Origin of the sequence: Cytobacillus sp. FSL R5-0569, assembly GCF_038007265.1 — a bacterium.
In the GTDB taxonomy this organism is placed as follows: domain Bacteria; phylum Bacillota; class Bacilli; order Bacillales; family Cytobacillaceae; genus Cytobacillus; species Cytobacillus kochii.
Window position 1 is genome coordinate 4,151,347 of record NZ_JBBOWW010000001.1, and the last position, 15,154, is coordinate 4,166,500.

Sequence of the window (15,154 nt, forward strand, 5' to 3'; positions counted from 1 at the left end):
ATAAACAATTTTTTCTAGTTGTTCAAACCGTTTTTCTTATAAAACATTTTTTATGTCCGTAGGTAGGTATTTCATTTATAAAAATTAGATGACAGGTGAAATCAATGCTGACATAAGATAGAAAAAAACTTCTCAAAGAGGAAATATCCAGAAGGGTGTCGAAAAAAAGTTGAACAAGGATGTGAAATGTATGAATGAAAAATTATGGGAACAAATCGAAATGGATACACTAACTTCACGCCTTCTTGCTATTGGAAACCTACAAAATAATCCAATGGGCGTATCCATTCAATCATTCGGACAAACGATGGCTTACACTGTTAAAAGTATTCCGGGGCCAGCTTTTAATGTGATCAAAGGGCTTTGTGGAGATGACGAGTTATTGCTTGATGAAATAATTGATTTTTATGATGAAAAACATATTCCTGCTCGCTTCGAAATTGCACCGAGTCATCATTCCCAATCATTATTAAAGGCATTGCATAAACGTGGTTTTTATCAGATAGACTTTCATACCACTTTATATAAGCAGTTACCAGATACCATAAAACCTGTTAATAACGCAATAGAAATTCGCGCCTTACATCAAGATGAATTCCAAACTTTTGCTGACATATACACACAAGGCTTTCAAATGCCTTCTTTCTTACTTGAAGGCGTAGCACAAAACAATGCTGTCCTTTATTCGTTACCAGAATGGACTTTTTACTTAGCGTTAGTGGATCATGAACCGGCTGGTGTCGGCGTACTTTTTTGTAATGAAAAAGGGGGGAACCTCGCCGCTGCCTCTACCTTACCTACTTTTCGTCAAAAAGGTGTGCAGTCTGCACTTATTCAACAAAGATTTCAACATGCGCAGGAAATCGGCTGCAAATGGATAGTTGGGCAGGCCTCCTATGGTTCAGGTAGTCAGAGGAATATGGAGCGAGCAGGAATGAGGGTTGCCTATACAAAGGCGATATGGGTGAGGATGAATCGTTATGAGGAGTAAAAAAATAGAGCCCCTTTTAAAAAGAGCTCTAATAATTGTACCTTATCTAGATGTATATCCAGCGTCCGCATGAATAGTGGTACCTGTAATATAAGATGATGCATCTGATGCTAACCATAGACTTGCTTGAGCAATCTCTCTTGGTTGACCAAAGCGATTCAACAAGCTTAGTTGTGGAGCATATTCTTCTTCCGTAAATCCAAACTGATCAAGCGCACCTCTAAGCATTGGTGTATCAATTGCACCAGGAGCTACTGAATTCACACGTATATTTTTTGGACCATATTCCATTGCAGCTACTTTAGTCATTCCAACTACTCCGTGCTTGGCTGCTACATAAGCAATATTTTGTGGTTGTGGACGGAATCCGCTTACAGATGAGATATTAACAATCGAACCACCGTTTCCTTGTTTTTCTAATTGTTGGAGCTCATATTTCATACAAAGAGCCGTACCTGTTAAGTCTACAGACATTAAACGGTGCCAATAATCTTCATCGAACTCAGCGGCTAATTTATCATCTGGTGTTAGCGCAGCATTATTTACAGCTACATCTAATTTACCATATGTGTCTACAACAAATTGCACCATGTTTTGTACTTCCTTTGATTTCGAGATATCTACTTTTACAAAAGCGGCCTCTCCGCCACTAGCTTTGATTTCTTCTACTACTGCTTGGCCTTTTTCCTCATTAAAATCAGCTACGACTACTTTCGCTTTTGCCTCTGCAAAAAGTTTAGCCGTCGCTTCCCCCATACCCATTGCTGCGCCTGTAATGATAGCGACTTTACCTTCTAATACTGGAAATGTCATTGTTCTTTCCTCCCTTTCCTTTGTTCAGTTTCTATTAAATCTCATCATTTTTAGTGTCTCAATATACAAACTGGGGCATTTTGTTCAGTAATGTGCAACCGATTTTATTTTGTTCAGTAAAATTGCAAAATATGTAGGAATTCAACATAATAAGAGAAGAGGTGATTCTCTTGGAGCATGATTTTTTAGATAAACGCGTACAACGGTCACGCGCAGCTATTAAAACAAAATTTATTGAATTATTATACAAAAAGCCTTTCGCCCAAATTACTATATCTGAGATTGCAAGAGAGACAAATTATAATCGTGGAACATTTTACGCCAATTTTCATTCGATGGACGAGTTACTAAAAGAGGTCATTGATGAGACATTACATGAGATGATTGAACAAATTGGTATTCCTTATCAAGCTTATGAACAAGTTTATTTACGAGAACTTCCGATTGAGGAGATTACTTTATTCAATTATTTCAAAGAACATGCATCTCTATATCAATTATTATTAAGTGACCATATTCGTGTCGATTTCCGCTATCAAATGGCACAAGCAATTGAACAACTCTTTTTAGATGAATACGACTATGTGTTGCCTAAGGATAGTTCAGTTGACGCTAAATGGTTATATATTTATCGAGCCAATGGCATTGCTGGTCTCATTATTCGCTGGATTGAAGAGGACTTCCCACATACACCCACATATATGGCTGAACAAATTGTTGAACTTATGGTCGTTTCGACTGAATCATTTTTTGTAAAAGGAAAGGGGCATCCTCATGATTAAAGTGTTATTCGTTTGTTTAGGTAATATTTGTCGTTCACCAATGGCAGAGGCGATATTTAGACATAAGGTGGAACAAGTTGGACTAGAGAAAGAAATATTCGTAGATTCAGCAGCGACGAGCTCTTGGCACATTGACGCGCCTCCACATAAAGGGACACTCGCGATTTTAAAAGACTATCGTATTTCCTCTAAAGGATTAAAAGGACGTCAATTACAGAAAGAAGACTTCGAAGCATTTGATTATATTGTGGCAATGGATGAATCGAATATAAAAGATATATACCGTATACTTGGTCAACCTCAGCATCCAAAAATATTCCGTTTATTAGATTTAACTGAAGATGCAAAAGATGTGCCGGACCCTTACTATACCGGGAATTTCCAGGAAACATATGATTTAGTGAGCGCTGGTTGTGAAGCCTTGATGAAGAAAATAAAGGAAGAACGAAGATGATGAGTTATAGACCAAACTGTTTGAGATGATGGTCTAGATGCTTGTATATACCCTTTCCCCATTGCTCAGCGGTTAGTTTACCAAAAAAAGAATGGGGATGGGTTGTACACTTTTCTGGTCCATCAGCATGGAATTGCAACAATTTTTGTTTCAACTTTTCCTTCTCTTTGCTAAAGTCCCTATCATTGACAATTAAAATGGTCGGAATCGTAGACATATTTTTAGGTAAAGTCTTTTCGTTATAAAAAATCGGTTTGGCGAAGTTTCCTACAAAGATTCCCAACCAACTCCTTTTAGGAGAAGATTCCCCCATCGCAATATCTTGAAAGGCTGAGCAATGAGCCAGCATTTGGGCGACATTCATCTTCCCCCATTGCCGTTTTGAATTGGAGCTCAAATGATCTATACGTGTTATGATTTCCTCTAAATATACCGGATCATAGATACTTTTCATTTCCCCTCCCCCCCTCTTCAAGCTCAATTTATTATTCAATCTATAGCTTTCAACAAAAGAATTATTAACTCCTTCTAATATAAAAAAGAGCCAAAAAAAAGAACAAATCCTCTATAGATCTGTTCGTTCTTCAGCTACAATATTTGTCTTGGTTATTACTTCTCGTTTTCGGCAATCCAAGCAAGAATGGCTTCAATAACTTTCTTCAAGCTCATTCCTCTTTCTGTTAAGGCATATTCAACTTTTTTCGAAGAATCTTCTAAAAATGTTTTACTCACAAGTTCTTCCTTAATGAGTTCATTCAACCGTTCTGTAAGTAATCGGTCAGAAATACCATTAATTTCATCTGCTAATTCAGAAAATCTCTTCGGTCCGTCCATTAAGGAATAGATGACCATGCCCATCCATCTACGACCTATAAATTCAATCGCTTCATGGTAGTTGCTACAGATATGCTTAGAATCCGTTTTCAATTTATGGTTACAATCCATTCTTTATAGCTCCTTTACCTGTCCTCATTAAATAGTACCATATATTCATTAGTTGACAACATAACTTACGAATGGTAAGTTTATAAACGAAATAAACTTACTAAACATAAGTAAAGGTGGAGAAATAAATGTCAGAATTAGTTACTCTTATGAATGAACGCAAGTCTGTGAGGGTATTCGACCCTTCTTTTAAAATAAATCAAGAAAGTTTAGAAGAACTATTAGCACATGCTATTTCAGCTCCTTCTTCTAGTAATTTACAATCATGGAGATTTATCGCTATCCAAGATGAAGCAATGAAAAAGGCATTACCTGTATTTGGCAACAACCAAAAAATTGTAGAAAATGCTTCTGCTGTTATTGCCGTACTTGGTGATACGGAAGCTTATAAAAATGTTGAGGAAATCTATACTCAAAATGTCGAAGCTGGTTACATGGATCAATCCATTGCTGACCGTACCATCAGCAATACACACCAATTTTATCCTGGCCAACCGAAAGAAGGACTAATGAACATCGCAAGCTATGATGCTGGTCTGATTTCAATGCAATTGCTTCTGCTCGCAAAAGAACGTGAGCTAGATACAATCGTAATGGGAGGCTTCGATAAAGCTGCCTTCGCCAAACAATTTGAGCTAGAAGAAAACATATTCCCCATTACATTAATCGCTATCGGCAAAAGCGCTGCACCTGCCTTTAATACAACTAGACTACCTCTTGAGCGCGTAGTGAAGTTTTATTAATCGTATAGAAATGACACCGACTATCAATGAGAACCATTGAAAAGTAAGTTATGTGTGAACAAAGACTTTTTGGTCTTTGTTCTTTTTTATGGTGCGGTATATGATCTTTATGGATTGAAATTGAAATTGGAATCGATAAGAGTTCAGATTGGAGTTTGATTTTGTTTAGATAAGGACAGATGATGTTTTAAATTTTAATAATCTTGGATTTGATTAAAATGAAAAAGCAGCAATATAGGGAAGGGTTTGGATTATTTTTTTGTTAGATTAGGTTGGAAACACGTTAATTAACTGGAGACATCGGTAAATTTGATTCGTTTAACCCGGTATCGCGTCAAGCTTTCAAATGCGGATTTCAGTTTGAACGGTTTCAACCCACATCGATTCAAAGTTTAACAATAAAAGACAGGCCCCTGTTAGTGATGAATTAGTGGAATCAGTTAAGAATGGATCAACTCAACTATTCCTCAGCTACTGCCGTCATATCAGCCTTTGCTGCTTCCATTATGGCTTCTAACTCAGCGATTTTTTTCTGATTCTCCTCAATGGTTGGATCGTAATTTTTGATCAGTTCATTTGTGTACGCATCTAATTCAGCTACACGTTTTGCCACTTCTGACTGTGTTTTTTCTTTTATTTGTTGATCTGCTTCCGCTAGTTTTTGTGGGATTTCTTCTTTTAATTTAGCAATTTGTTTATTTTTTTCTTCGTTGACAGCCGTTTCTATCTCGGCAATGGACGCTGCTTTTTTTGCAGAAAACCAATTCGTTAGCATCGATTCCATATCTTCACCTGCAGAAACAAATCGAAAACTAACAGAAAGAAGGAAACCTGCGAAAAGGCAACTAAACAATATTTTGATATATTTCCTTTTTTTATGACTCATTTTGTTTTCCTCCCTTTACGAGATTTCCAGGGCCAAGCAAGCTGGCCCTGAAACGAATTAATCATTGACAATATTGTTGACAACGTCATCTAAACTCATCTTTGCATCTGCCTCTAATTCAGCAGCTTTCGCTGTTATAGCAGCCTCTTGTTCTGCGACTAAATTAGCTAGGATGGCATCTAATGCCTCTCGAATTTCTTCAGCCTTCCAATTCGCCTGATTACGAAGATTTCGGCTACTAATTTCAACTTGAGATTCCACTTTTGTAACAATTTCCTGTTTCGCTGCTACAATCTCTTGCTCAAGTTCTGTTACTGCATCAGCTTTCGCTTGATTTAATTCCGCTGTGACTTGCTCTAAAGCCGACTGGCCCTTCTCACTAGCAAAAGCTTGGAAACCAGCCGTTGCTTCCTCCTGCATTAAATCGCCTTTTGCCTTAATATGAAAATAGCCTTCTAAAAATAGTTGATAGAATTGATAATCCATATTTTCCAAGATCAACAATTTCTCACCATCTAGGGATGCAATATGTTCATATTTGGCCTGGTCAATAGCTAAAGTAGAACCTTCAATTTCACGCAATGTTTTCTCGTCAATTTGACTGGCTGCTAATTCCTTTAATGTTTCATTTTCTGCTCTGAGCTCTGTTAATAACTGTTCAAAATTGGCATCCGATTCACTCAGAACCTCAGCACTTGTTTGGTTAAATAAGTTATCATACCAAGTTTTCAAAGCCTGTCCCGCATCTGTATTCGCTAACGAAAAGCCTGCTCCGGTTAGCAATCCGACTGTAACTGCACCAGCTATGATTTTCTTTTTCATCTTCCCGACCCCTTTGTCGAAATTTATTTTTCTAACGTTTCTTCTAAAAATAATAGTATTTCTTGATCCATCTCAGATTTAAGTTCTTCCTTCTTTTCACCTTCATACGTATCAAATGAGTCGCTTAGTTCTTTTTTTATGTTTTGAATATCTACTTTGTATAAAGTTAAGTATTGGTTAATCTCTTTTTTCGCTTCTTCACTTGAAACTACTACGTTTTTTTCCATTGCTTTTTCATAGGTTAGTTGTGCATCTAGCTTTTGCTGTTTCATTTGTTCAGACCAAGATTCATAGGCGGTTGCCAGCTCATTGTTGGTCTGTTCCTCACTTATCTCGAATAATGCATTACTCCACTTTCCTAGAGATTCGCTCGAAAATGCTTGAACGAAGACACCTGTTAGACCAATCATGAGACAAATAATGATTGTGATGGTCGTTACCTTTTTCACTCTCATACTGTCCTTTCTTGCTCACATTTATTTTTCATAGGGGAATCAACCATAGATGTGTGTTCATTTTTAGGACAAAGTAAAGCTAGTATTCAACTGCTGTGACTTTTATCCTAGAATCATCACTTTCCCCCTTTCATTTGTCATTTGTTCTTTCATATGTTCTATATTGTTCTTGATAAAAAACACTACACGTAGTATAAATGAGACGCATCATAATGAAAAACGTAATAATTTACCAAAAATTCAGAATATATTATTGATATCTATGTTTTTCTCTTTTTTCCTATTATTTACACTCATTCACACTTGAATAATAGAGAAGAAGTGCTTCCACTCCTTTGCTAGCAAGACTTTTAAATCCAATTACCTATATGTACAACAAGAAAAATAAGGAAAAATATTCAACCTTCCACATCCATTTAATAGGTCACTTGTTCTACCAAATACTTATCTCTCATTCCAATTTACTAGGTAGTTTTAGTATAAAAAAAGACCTGCAAAAGTGACGGTGCAGGCCTGTAGTTCAGCAGTCATAGGTAGAATGGATCTAGTTCCAACTGTTTATTAATTGCTCTAGCTCCTTTTGGCTCCCTACACCTGCTATATCTTTTTCATACCAACTGTTTACTTCACCTCTCGTTACTTTCGTTTCACTTCCATTTACATGAAAACTTATCCATTCCACGTTTCGCACTAAGGAAAAAAGAACAGTCGCTTGTTTTTTCATTAATGCCTCTCCATCATTGACTTCATGATAAAATACTTCTAAACCATACGGTTCTTGATCTGTCTTTAATTCAAAATAATCGATCGAGTCCGTTGTCTCATTCAGTATATTTCCAACGGCACTATTGTCACCAATATAGGCACCCTTATATCGGAATAATTCTTCTTCTTCTGCACCTTGGCAACCAAAGAGAAGAAAGAATGGCAAGAGTAAAATAAAAAAGTTCTTTCTCGATAACATTTAACCACCTCCTGGCCGATTTGAATCAACCCATCTCACAAACACAATAACATATTTTGTTAAATTTTCTAACAATAATCATGCAAATTCTCCTCAATTGTAATAGTATAGATTAAATACACAAATGTTGAAGGGAGATGATGTGATGAAAACGCACTCGTTACGATCAGAAAATCAGCATTTATTTTTATTTGAGGAAATAACAATTGAACAGCTTCACAAATTGTATGATACAGGTGAGTATACAGTTGAAGAAGTCATTCGATCTTTTCTTGAGCGCATTGAACAATATGAATCGACATATAATGCTTTTACATTTATGAACGAACAGGCGCTTACTGATGCGAAAACCATCGATGCGAAACGGATGCGTGGGGAAAAGGTGGGTCCATTAGCAGGTATCCCCGTAGTTGTGAAAGAAGCTGTCGATATGGTTGGTTTTCCATCTACATTTGGCTGGGCTCCACTCTCTAAACATACAGGTGGAATAGAATTATTACCGCAGAAAGATGCCACCATTATCTCTAGATTAAAAGCAGCTGATGCCATCATACTCGGCAAAACAAATATCCCTGCCTTTAGTTGTGCATACCACGCAAATACTAGTTGGAAAGGTCCTACATACAACGCGGTAAATAGAAAATTAACACCTGGTGGTAGTAGTAGTGGCACGGCTACTGCCGTATCTGGTAATTTTACCGTTCTTGGAGTAGCAGAAGAAACAGCGGGTTCCATACAAGTACCAGCAGCAGCGCAAGGAATTGTTGGCATTAAACCTTCATTCGGACTCATTCCTACTACAGGTGTGACTCCGCTTGCTGGCAGTACAAGAGATGTACTAGGGCCGCATGCCAGAACGGTGCGGGATGCAGCGATTATGCTTGATGTTATCGCTGGCTATTCACCTGATGATGCTAAAACCATTTCTAGTACGATTCCAGAGAAGGGCTATACCTCTTTCCTTTCATCACATGCTTTGAAAGGGAAAAAGATTGGTTTATACGGCCCTAGTTGGCGAGAAACGAAAATGACGGCAGAAACGGAAGCACTTTATAAAAAAAGTATTTCAATATTGCAATCACTGGGTGCAGAGGTGATTGAAGATCCTTTTCATGTAAAGCCACTGGCTCCATATATGAAAACTATTGATACAATGATTGGAAGAGAATCCTTCTTTTACGACCTTAATCAATACTTCAAAAACCTTGATCCTTCGTTAAATATGGAAAAAGTTTTCTTAAAAGCAGGAGCGATACCTTGGGAAGAAGACCAGCCCTTAACTTCCTTTGTCCGACCACTTGAAACCGACAAAGCTTTCGAAAATGCTGAACGCTTACCTGATTTAACATGCTTTAAAGAAACGAAGAACGAACTGTTACGCACCATTACCTACATTATGGCTGAGCAACAATTAGATGCTTTTGTTTACCCAACAATGCTAGAAGATGTACCAACTTTAGATCGTGAGGATGTTGCGACTTCTACCATATCCGAAATTAATATTAGTGGATTGCCACTCATAACAATACCAGCAGGGTTTTATAGTAACGGCTCCCCCTTTAACCTCGCTTTTTTCAGTACAATGTGGAGCGAAGGTGACATACTTGGTATGGCCTATGCCTATGAAAAAGTTGCCGGTGGCCGTAAAGCTCCGCAATTAGTGAAAAAGGAGTAGCCCTTCAATCGAAGGGGCTTTTTTTGTTTTCTACCTAGCTGCTAGACTCATAATCGTATAAATGATTAAGCTAAACGATACTGTCAGCCAAAAAGTATTTTTCTCTGTTTCTTTTTCATCACGGATTTTCTTCAAAAGGGAAACCAAATTTAAGCAAAAAACAATACATAGGACTGGCATCAAATAGATGCCGATGAAACTGTAGGTTAGCATTGAATCACTCCTTATATTCATGCTCCATAAAAAAAGATGCTCTTAAAGAACATCATGATTGTACTAACTCATTAGATAAGTGATATACCCTATGATGGCAAGAACAATAGCCATTCCCCCAACAGTTGATGCATCGTAAAAAGTTCTTCCAATCATCATCTGTCTCTATTTTGCTCCCTTCATCTTTTTTCTTTTTCAATGACCATGACCTCAAGTTTACTTCGCATGATATAATCGTTGAGATAGAAAATAAGCAATACAGCTAGCGAATAATGCAAATACATAGGAGAATGGATGAGAAATTGTGCCAAATTCAACTGTTTGGCTTTGTGTTGTAGCAAATGTAATCTCTGGTGTATACATAAGTGTCATGATTAGACCGGATCCGATTTCAAATACATAAATAAGTACGATGAAACTTAGTAAGAATATTAAAAATTTTTTCATCAGATGACCTCTCCTTGTTATCTTTACCTATATTTTACCATAAATAGAAAATAGGAGTTGAGTAAATCTTGAGTGCGATTATACTATTTTTATTAGCCGGAATTGCAGAAATTGGCGGCGGTTATTTCATTTGGCTATGGCTAAGGGAGGGGAAACCTTTTTATTGGGGAATTGGCGGTGGTGTTGCCTTAGCCTTATATGGTGTGATTGCTACCTTTCAAACCTTCCCATCTTTCGGACGTGTGTATGCTGCCTATGGTGGTGTATTCATTATTTTGTCTGTCCTTTGGGGCTGGGGCATTGATAAAAAAGCACCTGATATGTATGACTGGATTGGAGCTGCCATCTGCTTGGTTGGTGTTGGCGTGATGTTACTAGCGCCTCGTCATTAAGCATGTGATTAATGCTGTATTGGTGCTTAGTTTAATTGTAATGTAAAAGTCTTTCTAGATAAAAGCGACTGATGTCTGCATAATGGGTGATTGGAGCAAGTGCGGACTTTATAAATTTGCCCACACTTCTTGTGATTTTCGATCTCATGCTGATTTTGAACCGTCTTTGTGTGGGCGTTTCCCTTTTAAACCTTCTTGTAACTATACGGACCCACGATTTTTACTTTTCCGCCAATAATAAACGATAGAAAATAAAATAAGCCCTGTTGCTGCGCCGACACTATCAATTAATACATCCCTTACTTCACCCGAACGCCCTGGAATAAAAAGTTGATGACATTCATCAGACGCCGCATAAACTGTTGTGAGAATCCAGGATATAAGCAGCTTTTGACGAGTAAGTATATTCCCTTGTCTTATAGCAAAAAGAATAAATATCCCTAAAATAAAATAAGCAAAAAAATGCGCGTTTTTGCGAATAAAAGTCTCTAAAGTATGTAAGTTTTCAATTGAAAATGGAACCCAAGCAGCGATAACTTCTGTAATCCCACCACTTAATTGACTTGATTGTGTCCCTGGTTGATGAGATAAAATAAAGATCATTGCCATCCACAAAATACTAGGGAGCCAATATAATTGTTTTTTCATAAGCATGTCGTCCTTTATATGTCATAACTCTATTATACCTTAGTAGATGACATCCTTCACGGTTATTACGCACAGATATGGCAAGTGACGGTTTTCTAAAAAGAGCATTTGTTCACATTTGTGATTTGTCAGTACAACTGGTATTTTTCTATTCTTTTGTGTACATTTCTCATTCTGCTAACACTTCTAACAGTCCCCCTCCCTCTTGTGCTCGTGACCCCCATACGCTAACAGCTACGCCAATTCTCTTAGTTGTAACCCTAATCTAAACTATTAGACTCCCCATTTAACCTATCAAAAAAACCCCACGGGCAATGATGTCCGTGGAGTGATCTAATTTCACCTATTCGTCATAGGCATTTAATGCATTGATACCGTGTGCTAGCGCGGAACCTGCTTTTAAAGCAGTTGCGACAAAGATGCTTTCGACAAGTTCTTCTTTTGTAATTCCGAGTCTTTTCGCATTCTTTGTGTGTATGTCAATACAGTAGGCGCAACCTGTAATATGAGCAACGGCGACAGCAATTAGCTCTTTATCTTTTTTATTGATAGCCCCGTCTTTCATAGCTGCTTCATCAAAGCCAAAGAAACCTTTTACCGCATCTGGAGCATAGTCTTTCAACTCAGTCATTTTCTTCATATTAGCCGCTTGGTAGAGGTTATCTGCTTCTACTTCCTCATAAGCATTTAACGCATGAGTGCCATGTGCGAAGGCAGAGCCTGCTTTAAGAGCGGTCGCTACTAAGACTGCTTCTGTAATTTCCTCTTTTGAAACCCCCAATTTCTTTGCATTACCTACATGGATTTCAATGCAATATGGACACCCCGTAACATGAGCACAGGCGACAGCAATAATTTCTTTCGTTCTTTCCGTAATGGCGCCATCCGCTAATGCTGCCTTATCAAAGGCAAAAAAGGTTTTATTGGCTTCCGCTGCTGACTTTCCTAATTCTCCAATTCTTCTAATCTTTGATTTTTGATACAAACTGTCATTTGCCAACATATTCCCCTCCGATTCATTTTATTTCCCCAGAAATATTCTTGAAAAAAGGAAGAGAATCCTTTATTTTCGACAAATTCCTTTTAAATCGATCAAAACTCCCAGCGTTGAGTGAGCATTTTTCTACGTGTGTAAAATTCCACACCATCACTACCATTTGCGTGAAGATCACCATAGAATGAATTTTTCCAACCTGAGAATGGGAAGAAGGCCATTGGTGCTGGTACCCCAATATTTACCCCTAGCATACCCACTTGGATACGTTCTCTGAACTGACGGACATCGCTGCCGCTTTTTGTAAACAAGCAAGCACCGTTTCCGAATTCTGATTGGTTCGTTAGATCAATTGCTTCTTGGAGAGATGATACACGGATAATTGATAAAACGGGTGCGAAGATTTCATCCTTCCAAATCTTCATTTCCGGTGTTACTTTATCAAAAATGGTTGGCCCGATAAAATAACCATCTTCATGGTAAGCTTCATCCTTACGTCCATCACGTACCAAAACGGCACCTTCTTCTTCCCCTGATTCAATATAACTAGCTGTACGTGCTTTATGCTCTGGGCGAATCACTGGTCCTAAGAATACATTTTCGTCCATACCATTACCAATTGTAATTTGATCAGCAGCGGTATTTAATTTTTGCAATAAGGGCTCAATCACATCATCTACTGCCACGACAACTGAACATGCCATGCAACGCTCTCCTGCAGAGCCATATGCTGCACCAATAATTTCTTTAACTGCAGCGTCTAAATCAGCTGTTGGCATAACGATAGAATGGTTTTTCGCTCCCGCCAACGCCTGTACTCGCTTGCCGTGAGAGGAAGCTGTTTTGTATACATATTCAGCAACAGGTTGGGAACCAACGAATGAAATAGCTGGAACGTCCTTATGTTCCAATAAACCATTCACGACATCATGTGCACCGTGAACGATATTCAATACGCCATCTGGCAATCCTGCTTCTTTAAATAATTCTGCTAAGCGATTAGCAAGTAAAGGTGTTCTTTCTGATGGCTTCAATACAAATGAGTTACCACAAGCGATGGCTAATGGGAACATCCAGCATGGGACCATCATCGGGAAATTAAAAGGTGTAATACCACCCACTACCCCCACAGGATAGCGATACATACCCGATTCGATATTTGATGCAATATCAGGTAATTGTTTACCCATCATTAACGACGGTGCACCCGCAGCAAATTCTACACACTCAATCCCACGTTGTACTTCACCATATGCTTCTTTAAAGCTTTTTCCATTTTCTTCGGTTACAAGCTGTGCCAACTCATCCCAGTGGTCGACCAGTAGTTGTTGATATTTAAAAAGTACGCGTGCCCTTTTTGGTACTGGCGTTTGACTCCACGTTTTGAATGCCTCGCTTGCTGCTTTTACTGCTTCATTGACATCATCAATAGTTGAGATCGGTACTTGCGCTAACTCTTCACCAGTTGCTGGATTAGGAACCGGTTGATAGTTTTCTGTCTTTGCCTCTACCCATTGTCCGTTAATAAAATTCTTTAATGTAGATGTTGTAGTTGTTGTCATTTGTTATACTCCTCTCAAATTTTAAAATATAGAATACAAGACTACTGCTAGTAACATAGCAATGGTTGGAATAACTACACTGAGCCAGAATATTGGCCAGTACGCACGTTTATGTGTTTCTCCACAAATCGCTCGCACTGTTGTAACAACATAACCGTTATGCGGCATAGAATCTAGACCACCTGAAGCCAATGTCGCTACACGGTGCATGGCTCCTGGATCGACACCTTGAGCTAAATAGATCGGCGCTAAAATAGGTAGAGCAATACCTAGACCACCTGAGGCTGATCCTGTAATTCCACAAATTAATGTGACCGCCACCGCCAAACCTAATATAGGTGGACCTGGCAAACTTACAAGTCCATCGACTACGGTATCGAATGCAGACACTTGAGCAGCTACACTACCAAAGCCAACGACCGCACAAGTATTCGCAACGGCGACAAGTGCATCTTGTGCTCCTTTTGCTAACGCATTCCAAAATTGTGCTAAAAACTTGTACATTGTCAGACATGCAAGGACAATACCAGCCGTTAATGAAATAAGGGCTGCTGCAGTAGAAGAAGCAAACTGTGCAATAATATTTAGCATAACAATAACACAGACTAATGGCAAAATTGAGAAAACAATATGAGGTAATGTTTTTTCCTCTACCAAGAGTTCTCCTTCTGTTTTCTCCGCCAAACCTGCAGATACTTCTTCTTTTGCCCTATTTCCTGGCAATGAGAAAGTTTCCCCTCTTTTAACAGCATTTTGAACGAATTTGCTTAATAACAGGCCTCCCGTAATCATTACAAGAAGTGCCATGAGTACCCCGACCCAACCGCCAGCCGTGGGAGTTGTACCGAAAAACTCAGTTGGGATTAAGTTTTGAATTTCTGGACTACCTGGTGCGGTCATCGTAAATGAAATCGATCCAAACACAAGAGCAGCAGGGATAAATCGATGTGGAAGATTCGCCGCTCTAAATAATGAAACAGCAATAGGATAAACAGCAAAACCGACCACAAATAAACTTACTCCACCATAAGTCATGATTGCGGCTGCAGCCACTACGGCAAATACAGCCCTTTTCGCGCCTAATGTTCTCTTAATCCATTGGGCAATGCTCTCAGCGGCACCTGTCTCATGCATTATCTTCCCAAAAATCGCTCCTAGTAAGAAAATTAAGAACCAAGAGGCAAAATAATTTGTGAAGCCGTCCATATAATAACCTGCCAGTGCCGTCTCTAAATTTAAGCCACCTGTTATGGCAACAACAATCGAGCTTAGAATGGCAGCAATAATGATATTAATGCCTCTTAATGTTAAAAACATCAGTAGGACTAAACCTAATATTAACCCTAGCATTCCTAACATTTAAACGCC

Annotated in this window: 19 protein-coding genes; 6 read left to right on the plus strand and 13 right to left on the minus strand. The window is 38.5% G+C overall.

What is annotated here, in order from left to right; all coding sequences use genetic code 11:
- Positions 1 to 190: 190 nt before the first annotated feature.
- Positions 191 to 991 carry a GNAT family N-acetyltransferase gene (locus MKX78_RS21120; RefSeq protein WP_341052264.1) on the plus strand — a complete coding sequence of 267 codons (801 nt, stop codon included), beginning with the start codon at positions 191 to 193 and terminating at the stop codon, positions 989 to 991.
- Between the two features lie 42 nt (positions 992 to 1,033).
- On the opposite strand, the gene MKX78_RS21125 is transcribed toward MKX78_RS21120, so the two are convergent.
- On the minus strand, positions 1,034 to 1,804 hold the full coding sequence (locus MKX78_RS21125) for an SDR family NAD(P)-dependent oxidoreductase (RefSeq protein ID WP_341052266.1): 771 nt from the start codon (positions 1,802 to 1,804) through the stop codon (positions 1,034 to 1,036).
- 170 nt (positions 1,805 to 1,974) lie between these two features.
- Here MKX78_RS21125 and MKX78_RS21130 point away from each other — a divergent pair, with 170 nt between their 5' ends.
- The gene (locus MKX78_RS21130; protein WP_251162174.1) at positions 1,975 to 2,586 is read left to right on the plus strand and encodes a TetR/AcrR family transcriptional regulator; all 612 of its coding nucleotides are present in this window, start codon (positions 1,975 to 1,977) and stop codon (positions 2,584 to 2,586) included.
- Positions 2,579 to 3,040, plus strand: a complete 462-nt coding sequence (locus MKX78_RS21135) for a low molecular weight protein-tyrosine-phosphatase (protein ID WP_307315938.1) — start codon at positions 2,579 to 2,581, stop codon at positions 3,038 to 3,040. The genes MKX78_RS21130 and MKX78_RS21135 overlap by 8 nt, the downstream gene beginning before the upstream one ends.
- Before the next feature lie 4 nt (positions 3,041 to 3,044).
- Here MKX78_RS21135 and MKX78_RS21140 read toward each other — a convergent pair whose 3' ends face one another.
- Positions 3,045 to 3,494: a DUF1569 domain-containing protein gene (locus tag MKX78_RS21140; protein WP_095371777.1), complete on the minus strand. Its 450-nt coding sequence runs from the start codon at positions 3,492 to 3,494 to the stop codon at positions 3,045 to 3,047.
- Between the two features lie 155 nt (positions 3,495 to 3,649).
- Complete coding sequence (locus MKX78_RS21145) at positions 3,650 to 3,985, minus strand: winged helix-turn-helix transcriptional regulator (protein WP_095371776.1); 336 nt, start codon at positions 3,983 to 3,985, stop codon at positions 3,650 to 3,652.
- 128 nt (positions 3,986 to 4,113) lie between these two features.
- On the opposite strand from MKX78_RS21145, the gene MKX78_RS21150 reads away from it, so the two are divergent.
- Positions 4,114 to 4,728: a nitroreductase family protein gene (locus MKX78_RS21150; protein WP_095371775.1), complete on the plus strand. Its 615-nt coding sequence runs from the start codon at positions 4,114 to 4,116 to the stop codon at positions 4,726 to 4,728.
- Positions 4,729 to 5,188: 460 nt separating this feature from the next.
- On the opposite strand, the gene MKX78_RS21155 is transcribed toward MKX78_RS21150, so the two are convergent.
- From MKX78_RS21155 to MKX78_RS21170, 4 genes are all read right to left on the minus strand, one after another.
- Positions 5,189 to 5,614: a hypothetical protein gene (locus MKX78_RS21155; RefSeq protein ID WP_322909730.1), complete on the minus strand. Its 426-nt coding sequence runs from the start codon at positions 5,612 to 5,614 to the stop codon at positions 5,189 to 5,191.
- A 57-nt stretch (positions 5,615 to 5,671) separates the two neighbouring features.
- Positions 5,672 to 6,436 (minus strand): hypothetical protein, encoded by a 765-nt coding sequence (locus tag MKX78_RS21160; protein ID WP_095371773.1) that lies wholly within the window; start codon positions 6,434 to 6,436, stop codon positions 5,672 to 5,674.
- Between the two features lie 23 nt (positions 6,437 to 6,459).
- On the minus strand, positions 6,460 to 6,885 hold the full coding sequence (locus MKX78_RS21165; RefSeq protein WP_328198187.1) for a hypothetical protein: 426 nt from the start codon (positions 6,883 to 6,885) through the stop codon (positions 6,460 to 6,462).
- Between the two features lie 550 nt (positions 6,886 to 7,435).
- A complete protein-coding gene (locus tag MKX78_RS21170) occupies positions 7,436 to 7,855 on the minus strand; it encodes a DUF4825 domain-containing protein (RefSeq protein WP_224937209.1) in 420 nt (139 codons plus the stop codon).
- Positions 7,856 to 8,000: 145 nt separating this feature from the next.
- Here MKX78_RS21170 and MKX78_RS21175 point away from each other — a divergent pair, with 145 nt between their 5' ends.
- A complete protein-coding gene (locus MKX78_RS21175; RefSeq protein WP_307315953.1) occupies positions 8,001 to 9,530 on the plus strand; it encodes an amidase in 1,530 nt (509 codons plus the stop codon).
- A gap of 30 nt (positions 9,531 to 9,560) precedes the next feature.
- Here MKX78_RS21175 and MKX78_RS21180 read toward each other — a convergent pair whose 3' ends face one another.
- A complete protein-coding gene (locus tag MKX78_RS21180; protein ID WP_341052272.1) occupies positions 9,561 to 9,743 on the minus strand; it encodes a hypothetical protein in 183 nt (60 codons plus the stop codon).
- A gap of 216 nt (positions 9,744 to 9,959) precedes the next feature.
- Entirely contained in the window at positions 9,960 to 10,190 is a 231-nt protein-coding gene (locus MKX78_RS21185) for a hypothetical protein (RefSeq protein WP_307315957.1), read from the minus strand.
- 65 nt (positions 10,191 to 10,255) lie between these two features.
- Here MKX78_RS21185 and MKX78_RS21190 point away from each other — a divergent pair, with 65 nt between their 5' ends.
- A complete protein-coding gene (locus tag MKX78_RS21190; protein WP_251162482.1) occupies positions 10,256 to 10,582 on the plus strand; it encodes a YnfA family protein in 327 nt (108 codons plus the stop codon).
- Positions 10,583 to 10,783: 201 nt separating this feature from the next.
- On the opposite strand, the gene MKX78_RS21195 is transcribed toward MKX78_RS21190, so the two are convergent.
- The 4 genes from MKX78_RS21195 to MKX78_RS21210 form a co-directional block, all read right to left on the minus strand.
- The gene (locus MKX78_RS21195; RefSeq protein ID WP_307315960.1) at positions 10,784 to 11,230 is read right to left on the minus strand and encodes a VanZ family protein; all 447 of its coding nucleotides are present in this window, start codon (positions 11,228 to 11,230) and stop codon (positions 10,784 to 10,786) included.
- A 343-nt stretch (positions 11,231 to 11,573) separates the two neighbouring features.
- Complete coding sequence (locus MKX78_RS21200; protein ID WP_445662666.1) at positions 11,574 to 12,233, minus strand: carboxymuconolactone decarboxylase family protein; 660 nt, start codon at positions 12,231 to 12,233, stop codon at positions 11,574 to 11,576.
- An 89-nt stretch (positions 12,234 to 12,322) separates the two neighbouring features.
- A complete protein-coding gene (locus tag MKX78_RS21205) occupies positions 12,323 to 13,786 on the minus strand; it encodes a CoA-acylating methylmalonate-semialdehyde dehydrogenase (RefSeq protein ID WP_341052280.1) in 1,464 nt (487 codons plus the stop codon).
- Positions 13,787 to 13,807: 21 nt separating this feature from the next.
- A complete protein-coding gene (locus MKX78_RS21210) occupies positions 13,808 to 15,145 on the minus strand; it encodes a GntP family permease (protein WP_095371763.1) in 1,338 nt (445 codons plus the stop codon).
- Positions 15,146 to 15,154 lie beyond the last annotated feature (9 nt).

Excerpts from the sequence above, each read along its gene's own strand:
- MKX78_RS21120 (WP_341052264.1), top strand. The coding sequence starts at position 191 with ATGAATGAAAAATTATGGGAACAAATCGAAATGGATACACTAACTTCA.
- MKX78_RS21125 (WP_341052266.1), bottom strand. The coding sequence starts at position 1,804 with ATGACATTTCCAGTATTAGAAGGTAAAGTCGCTATCATTACAGGCGCA.
- MKX78_RS21135 (WP_307315938.1), top strand. The coding sequence starts at position 2,579 with ATGATTAAAGTGTTATTCGTTTGTTTAGGTAATATTTGTCGTTCACCA.
- MKX78_RS21140 (WP_095371777.1), bottom strand. The coding sequence starts at position 3,494 with ATGAAAAGTATCTATGATCCGGTATATTTAGAGGAAATCATAACACGT.
- MKX78_RS21145 (WP_095371776.1), bottom strand. The coding sequence starts at position 3,985 with ATGGATTGTAACCATAAATTGAAAACGGATTCTAAGCATATCTGTAGC.
- MKX78_RS21150 (WP_095371775.1), top strand. The coding sequence starts at position 4,114 with ATGTCAGAATTAGTTACTCTTATGAATGAACGCAAGTCTGTGAGGGTA.
- MKX78_RS21155 (WP_322909730.1), bottom strand. The coding sequence starts at position 5,614 with ATGAGTCATAAAAAAAGGAAATATATCAAAATATTGTTTAGTTGCCTT.
- MKX78_RS21160 (WP_095371773.1), bottom strand. The coding sequence starts at position 6,436 with ATGAAAAAGAAAATCATAGCTGGTGCAGTTACAGTCGGATTGCTAACC.
- MKX78_RS21170 (WP_224937209.1), bottom strand. The coding sequence starts at position 7,855 with ATGTTATCGAGAAAGAACTTTTTTATTTTACTCTTGCCATTCTTTCTT.
- MKX78_RS21175 (WP_307315953.1), top strand. The coding sequence starts at position 8,001 with ATGAAAACGCACTCGTTACGATCAGAAAATCAGCATTTATTTTTATTT.
- MKX78_RS21180 (WP_341052272.1), bottom strand. The coding sequence starts at position 9,743 with ATGCTAACCTACAGTTTCATCGGCATCTATTTGATGCCAGTCCTATGT.
- MKX78_RS21185 (WP_307315957.1), bottom strand. The coding sequence starts at position 10,190 with ATGAAAAAATTTTTAATATTCTTACTAAGTTTCATCGTACTTATTTAT.
- MKX78_RS21195 (WP_307315960.1), bottom strand. The coding sequence starts at position 11,230 with ATGAAAAAACAATTATATTGGCTCCCTAGTATTTTGTGGATGGCAATG.
- MKX78_RS21200 (WP_445662666.1), bottom strand. The coding sequence starts at position 12,233 with ATGTTGGCAAATGACAGTTTGTATCAAAAATCAAAGATTAGAAGAATT.
- MKX78_RS21205 (WP_341052280.1), bottom strand. The coding sequence starts at position 13,786 with ATGACAACAACTACAACATCTACATTAAAGAATTTTATTAACGGACAA.
- MKX78_RS21210 (WP_095371763.1), bottom strand. The coding sequence starts at position 15,145 with ATGTTAGGAATGCTAGGGTTAATATTAGGTTTAGTCCTACTGATGTTT.